Raw genomic sequence first — 7,453 nt, 5'->3', positions numbered from 1 at the left:
CACCCGTCTTCCCCTTTGACCCCCACCGCACAGGCACCGAGGAGCCCCGCCATGACCCAGCCGAAGGACACGCAGACCGGGGAGCGGGACCTGCTCCGGCGATGGAGCCACGGGCCGGAACGCCCCGTGCCCGACACGTCCCTGACGGAACTCTTCGAGGCACAGGCGGCCCGGACACCCGACGCCGTCGCGGTGGTGGCCGAGGACGGCGAGCTGACGTACGCCGAGCTGGACAGCCGGGCGAACGGCCTCGCCCGGCTGCTGGCGGAACGGGGCGTCGGGCCGGGCCGGTTCGTGGCGGTGGCCCTGCCGCGCACCACCCGGCTGCTGGTGACACTGCTCGCGGTGCAGAAGGCGGGCGCGGCCTACGTCCCGATCGACCCCGAATACCCGGCGGAGCGCATCGCCTACGTCCTGCAGGACGCCGCCCCGGCCCTCCTCCTGACCACCGAAGCCGTGGCCGCCGCCCTGCCGTCCGCCCCGACGCTGCTGCTGGAGGAGCTGGGCGAGCCCCGCGCCGACCACGCCCCCACCGTGCCCGGACGGGCCGGGCTCCCCGCGTACATCGTCTACACCTCGGGCTCCACCGGCAGGCCCAAGGGCGTGTTCGTGGGCCAGCGGGGGGTGGTGAACTTCCTGACCACGATGGCCGAGTGGTTCCGGCTCGGCGAGGGCGACCGGTGGGGCGCCATGGCCTCGGCCGCCTTCGACATGTCCGTCCTCGAGTGCTACGTGCCGCTGATCTCCGGAGCGACCGTCGTCCTCGTCGACCGCTCCGTCGTACGCGACCCGGCCGCCCTGGCCGCGCTCGTCCGCCGGCGACGGGTGACCATCGCCGAGGCCACCCCCAGCCTCTGGCGGGGGCTCATGGCCTACGACGCCGAGGCGGTGCGCGGCCTGCGCATCGTCGTCGGCGGCGAGGCGCTGGCCCCGGACCTCGCCGGGATGATGCGGGAACGCGCCGCCGACATCACCAACCTGTACGGCCCCACCGAGACGACGGTCTACTCGACCCGGGTCACGGTGGGGGAGCGGGTCACCATCGGCCGGCCGGTCCACAACACCCAGGTGTACGTCCTCGACGCCGGGCTGCGGCGGCTCCCGCGGGGCGGGACCGGCGAGCTCTACATCGCCGGTGACGGCGTGGCGTACGGCTACTGGAACAAGCCCGGCCTGTCCGCGGAGCGGTTCGTGGCCGACCCGTACGGCCCGCCCGGCACCCGCATGTACCGCACGGGCGACCTGGCGCGCTGGAACGACGACGGCGAGCTGGAATACCTCGGACGCGTCGACGACCAGGTCAAGGTGCGCGGCTTCCGGATCGAGCTCGGCGAGGTCGAGGCCGCGCTCGCCCGGTCGCCTCACGTCGCGCACGCCGCGGTCGTCGTCCGCGAGGACCGCCCCGGCGACCAGCGGCTCGTCGGCTACGTCGTACCCGAACGCGACGGACAGCGCCCCGACCCCGCGGCGCTGCGCGCGCTTACGGCCGCCGTCCTGCCCGAGTACATGGTGCCCGCGGCGGTCGTGCTGGTGGACGAACTGCCGCTGACCCCGAACGGCAAGCTCGACCGGAAGGCCCTGCCCGCACCGGAGTTCACGGGGTCGGCGCAGGGGCGCGAGGCGCGCACTCCGCGGGAAATGGCGCTGGCGGAGCTGTTCGCCGAGATCCTGGGCGTGGAGCGGGTGTCGGCCGACGACGGCTTCTTCGACCTGGGCGGGCACTCCCTGCTGGCGACACGCCTGGTGAGCCGGGTCCGCTCGGCGTTCGGCGTCGAGCTCCCGGTGCGGGCCGTGTTCGAATCGCCGACGGTCGCGGCCCTGGCGGAACAGCTCGACGCCGCGGACGGCGCGCGTGCGGCACTGGTGCGGCGTGAGCGTCCGGAGGTGCTGCCGTTGTCATCGGCGCAGCACCGGCTGTGGTTCCTGGAGCGCTTCGAGAAACAGGCCACCTACAACCTGCCCTACGCGTTCCGGCTGCGGGGCCGCGTCGACATGGCGGCACTGCGGGCGGCGGTGCGGGACGTGGTCGGCCGGCACGAGGCGCTGCGGACGGTGTTCCCCGAAGTGGACGGCGAGCCTCGCCAGGTGATCCTGGAGCCGGCGGACGCGCGCGTGGACTTCACCGTGACCGAGTGCGCCGCGAGCGACCTGATGGCACGTGCCTCCGCGGCCGCCTTCGCCCCCTTCGCCCTGGAGAACGAACTGCCGGTCCGGGCCGCGCTGTTCACGGCCGGTGACACGGAATCCCTGTTCGTCCTCGTCCTGCACCACATCGCGGGTGACGGCTGGTCCGAGGAACCGCTCTTCCGCGATCTCGCGCTGGCCTACCGGGCCCGGCACGCGGGCGAGGAACCGGTGTGGGAGACGCCGCTGCCCGTGCAGTACGCGGACTACACCCTGTGGCAGCGAGAGCTGTTGGACGACGTCCTCGGCACCCAACTGGATTTCTGGCGCGCGGCACTGGACGGCGCCCCTCAGGAACTGGCGCTCCCCGCCGACCGCCCGCGCCCGGCCGTGGCGAGTCACGACGGCGGCCTGGTCCCGTTCGAGCTGGACGCCGCCCTGCACGGCCGCCTGGAGGAGCTGGCCAAGCAGCACGGGGTGACGCTGTTCATGGTGCTGCAGGCGGGTCTTGCGACGTTGTTGTCCCGTATGGGTGGTGGTTCGGATATTCCGCTGGGGACGGTGGTGGCGGGCCGGTCGGACGAGGCGTTGGACGATCTGGTCGGTTTCTTCGTGAACACGCTGGTGTTGCGGACGGATGTGTCGGGTGATCCCGCGTTCGTGGAACTGCTGGGGCGGGTCCGGGAGACGGATCTGGCGGCGTTCGCGCATCAGGACGTGCCGTTCGAGCGGCTGGTGGAGGAGATCAACCCGGACCGCTCGGGCGGGCGCCACCCGCTGTTCCAGGTCATGCTCGTCATGCAGAACAACGAGGAGGGCACCCTCGACCTGCCGGGCCTGACGGTCGACCCCACGACCTTCGACTCCGCACCGGCGAAGTTCGACCTGAACGTCGCGTTCACGGAGGACCGGGACGACGTCGGCCGTCCGGCGGGCATCCGCGGCGAATTGCAGTTCGCGAGGGATCTCTTCGACCGGGCGACGGCGGAGTCTCTGGCTACGCGTCTGGGGCGGTTGCTTGCCGGTGTTGTTTCCGATCCGGGGGTGTCGATCGGTTCGGTGGAGTTGCTGGACGCGGATGAGCGTGCGCGGATGGTCGTGGAGTGGAATGACACGGATCGTGTGGCGCCGGGTGTGCTGGACCGGTGCGTGCATGAGGTGTTCGCGGAGCGGGTCGCGGAGGCGCCGGGTGCGACGGCGCTGATTTTCTCGGGTGAGCGTGTTTCGTATGCGGAGCTGGACGCGCTGGCGGATGCGCTGGCGGTGCGGTTGCCGGTGTCGGGTGGTGTGGTGGGTGTTCACCTGGAGCGTGGGGTGGACATGGTGGTGGCGTTGCTGGCGGTGCTGAAGTCGGGTGCCGGTTATACGCTGCTGGATCCTGATTTCCCGGCGGAGCGGCTGGCGGCGGTGCTTGCCGAGGCCGGGGTGCGGACAGTCGTGACGCGTACCGCGCTGAGTGGCAACGTGCGTTCCCCTGGTGTTTTGACGGTGTGTGTCGATGCGTTGCCGGAGGCGATACGGGATGGCGCCCCTGTTGATGTCAGCGCGGGTGATGTGGCGTGTGTGATGTTCACGTCGGGGTCGACGGGTCGGCCGAAGGGTGTGGCGACGTCGCATCGTGCGCTGTTGGGGACGTATCTGGGCCAGGAATACGGTGAGTTTGGTCCTGGTGAGGTGTTTTTGCAGTGTTCGCCGGTGTCGTGGGACGGTTTTGCGCTGGAGTTGTTCGGTGCGTTGTTGCATGGTGCGGTGTGTGTGTTGCAGCCGGGGCAGAGTCCTGAGCCTGCGGTGATCGAGCGGCTGGTGGCGGAGCATGGTGTGACGATGCTTCAGCTGTCGGCGAGTCTGTTCAATCATCTGGTGGATGAATTCCCGGGTGCTTTTGATGGTGTGCGGGTGGCGTTCACCGGTGGTGAGGTCGGTTCCGTCGCACACGTGGCGAAGGTGCTGGAGCTTTTCCCCGGCCTGCGTGTGGGGAATGGTTATGGCCCGGTTGAGAGCATGGGTTTCACGACCTGTCACGCGGTGGAGTCGGCGGATCTTATGCGATCCCATCTGCCGGTTGGTCGTCCGGTCGGTAACAAGCGGGTGTATGTCCTGGATGAGGGTTTGCGTCCGGTGCCGGTGGGTGTGGTGGGTGAGCTGTATGTGGCGGGTGCGGGTCTGGCCCAGGGTTACATCAGCCGTCCCGGTCTGACTGCTGAGCGTTTTGTGGCGTGCCCGTTCGGTGTCGTCGGTGGGCGGATGTATCGCACGGGTGATCTGGCCCGGTGGCGTGCGGATGGCGTGCTGGAGTATGTGGGCCGTGGTGACGATCAGGTCAAGGTCCGTGGGTTCCGTGTCGAGCCGGGTGAGATCGCGGCTGTTCTGACCGGTCACGACGCGGTGGTGCAGGCCGCGGTTGTCGTTCGCGAGGGCCGTCTGGTGGCGTATGTCGTGGCGAGTGCCCCGGTCGAGGGGGCTGATCTTCGTCGTTACGTGGCCGGGCTGCTGCCCCGGCACATGGTGCCCGCCGCCGTGGTGCCCCTGGACGCCCTGCCGCTGACCCCGAACGGCAAGCTGGACCGGCGTGCTCTGCCCGAGCCGGAGTTCACTGGGTCGGTGGAGGGGCGTGAGGCGCGTACTCCGCAGGAAGTGGCGGTGGCGGGGCTGTTCGCCGAGGTCCTCGGTGTCGAGCGGGTGTCGGTCGACGACGGTTTCTTCGACCTGGGCGGGCACTCGCTGCTGGCGACGCGCCTCCTCAGCCGGGTGCGCGCGGTGCTGGGCGTGGAGCTGAGCATCCGTGACCTGTTCGAGGCACCGACGGTGGCTGGGCTGGTGGAGCGGCTGGGCGCCGCCGGTGGCGCGCGTGCGGCACTGGTGCGGCGCGAACGGCCGGACGCGGTGCCGCTGTCGTCGGCGCAGCACCGCCTGTGGTTCCTGGAGCGCTTCGAGAAGCAGGCCACCTACAACGTCCCCCTCGCCTTCCGGCTCCAGGGCCGGATCGACGTACCGGCGTTGCGTGCCGCGCTGGCCGATGTCGTGGGCCGGCACGAGTCGCTGCGTACGGTGTTCCCGGAAGTGGGGGGCGAGCCCCGTCAGGTGATCCTGGACGCGGTGGACGCGCGTGCGGACTTCACCGTGGTGGAGTGCGCCGAGGACGAACTGGCGCAGCGCCTCTCGGCCGCGGCCTTCGCCCCGTTCGACCTGGAGAACGCCCTCCCGATCCGGGTGACGCTGTTCACGCTGGGCGCCGAGGAGTCCGTCCTGCTGCTCAACCTGCACCACATCGCCAGTGACGGCTGGTCCGAGCAGCCGCTGTACCGCGACCTCGCCGTCGCGTACCGGGCACGATGCGCGGGTGAGGAACCCGCGTGGGCGCCGCTGCCGGTGCAGTACGCGGACTACACGCTCTGGCAGCGCGACCTTCTGGAAGACGTGTTGGAAGGCCAGCTCGCCTATTGGAAGCAGCAGCTTCAGCTGATCCCTCATGAGCTGCCGCTGCCTGCTGACCGTCTGCGGCCCGCAGTGCCCAGTCATGAGGGTGGTCTTGTCGAGTTCGAGCTGGGTGCTGAGCTGCATGTGACGCTGGAGGCGTTGGCGCGGCGGCACGGTGTGACGCTGTTCATGGTGTTGCAGGCGGGTCTTGCAGCGTTGCTGTCGCGGCTGGGTGGCGGTTCGGATATCCCGCTGGGGACGGTAGTGGCGGGCCGTACGGACGAGGCCCTGGACGACCTGGTCGGGTTCTTCGTCAACACGCTGGTGCTGCGGACGGATGTGTCGGGTGACCCCGCGTTCGTGGAACTGCTGGGGCGGGTTCGCGAGACGGATCTGGCGGCGTTCGCGCATCAGGACGTGCCGTTCGAGCGGCTGGTCGAGACCATCAACCCGGTGCGTTCCGGGACGCTGCACCCGCTGTTCCAGGTGATGCTCGTCCTGCAGAACAACACGGAGGGGAACGTCGACCTGCCCGGTCTCTCCGTCAGCCCCGAGCCGTACGGCTCCCACCCGCCCAAGTTCGACCTCGACTTCACGTTCGTGGAGGAGCGGGACGAGACCGGGAACCTTGCCGGCATCCACGGCACCGTCGAATACACGGCCGATCTCTTCGACCGGGCGACCGTCGTGTCGCTCGCTGACCGGCTGCGGCGCCTGCTGGAGGGCGTGGCGACCGACCCGGGGGCCCGGGTGGGCTCGATCGAGCTGCTCGGTGATCAGGAACACCGCCGGCTTGTCGCGGACTGGAACGCCACGGAGCGGGAGTGGACGGACGGTCGTCTCCTACCGGAGATCTTCGAGGCGAACGTGCGGCGCTCTCCGCATGCGACCGCCTTGGTCGCCGCCGATGCGACCTTCACGTTCGGGGAGCTCAACGCGCGGGCGAACCGGTTGGCGCGGCTGTTGATCGAGCGGGGTGCCGGTCCTGACCGTGGTGTGGCCGTCCTGCTGCCCCGGACGGCGGATCTTGTGGTGACGCTGTTGGCGGTGCTGAAGGCCGGCGCCTGCTATGTCCCGGTGGACCCCGAGTACCCGGTGGAGCGGATCGCGCTGATCCTCGCCGATTCCGGGGCGTGCGTGCTGGTCACGGACGCGTATGGTGCGGCGCGTACGGGCGCGATGTCCGGGCTCTCGGCGGTTCGGCTGGATGATCCGTCCGTCGGTGCGGAGTTGGCGCGGTCGGCGGATACCGATGTCACCGACGCCGATCGTTCTACGGCTCTGCTGCCTGGCCACCCCGCGTATCTCGTCTATACCTCCGGGTCGACGGGTCGTCCGAAGGGTGTGCTGGTCGAGCACCGGGCGTTGACGAACCTGTTCCATGCGCACACCGATGACGTCTATGTCGCCGAGGTCGCGGCTCTGGGCGGGCGTCGGTTGCGTGCCGCGTTGACGGGTGCGATGACGTTCGATGCTTCGTGGAGTCCGTTGATCTGGATGCTGGCCGGGCATGAGTTGCATCTTGTGGGTGATGATGTTCGTCGGGCTCCGGATGCGCTGGTCGCTTATGCGGCGGAGGCGGGCATCGACTATATGGAGATGACGCCGACGTATTGCCGTCAGCTTCTGGAGCTCGGCCTGCTGGATGCGTCTCAGGTTTCGCGGCCGGTGTTGCTGGAGATCGGTGGTGAGGCGGCGGACGAGGTTCTGTGGGCTGATCTGGGCAAGGCGGCCGGGACGGGTACGGTCACGTTCAATACGTACGGTCCGACCGAGTGCACCGTCTATACGACGTATGCCCGTGTGGATGAGCATGAGCGGCCGGTGATCGGGCGGCCGCTCGCCAATCACCGTTCCTATGTTCTGGATGAGGGTTTGCGGCCGGTGCCGGCGGGTGTGGTCGGTGAGTTGT

General features: G+C 69.6%; 1 protein-coding gene. It reads left to right on the top strand.

The genetic code is table 11. The annotated features are described in order from the left end of the window. Positions 1-51 precede the first annotated feature (51 nt). On the top strand, positions 52-7,453 hold a 7,402-nt coding region (locus K6I34_RS27115), incomplete at its 3' end, for a non-ribosomal peptide synthetase (protein WP_229329621.1).

The organism is Streptomyces sp. UNOC14_S4 (assembly GCF_020740835.1).
In the GTDB taxonomy this organism is placed as follows: Bacteria; Actinomycetota; Actinomycetes; order Streptomycetales; family Streptomycetaceae; genus Streptomyces.
This window is presented reverse-complemented; position numbering and strand designations above follow the sequence as displayed.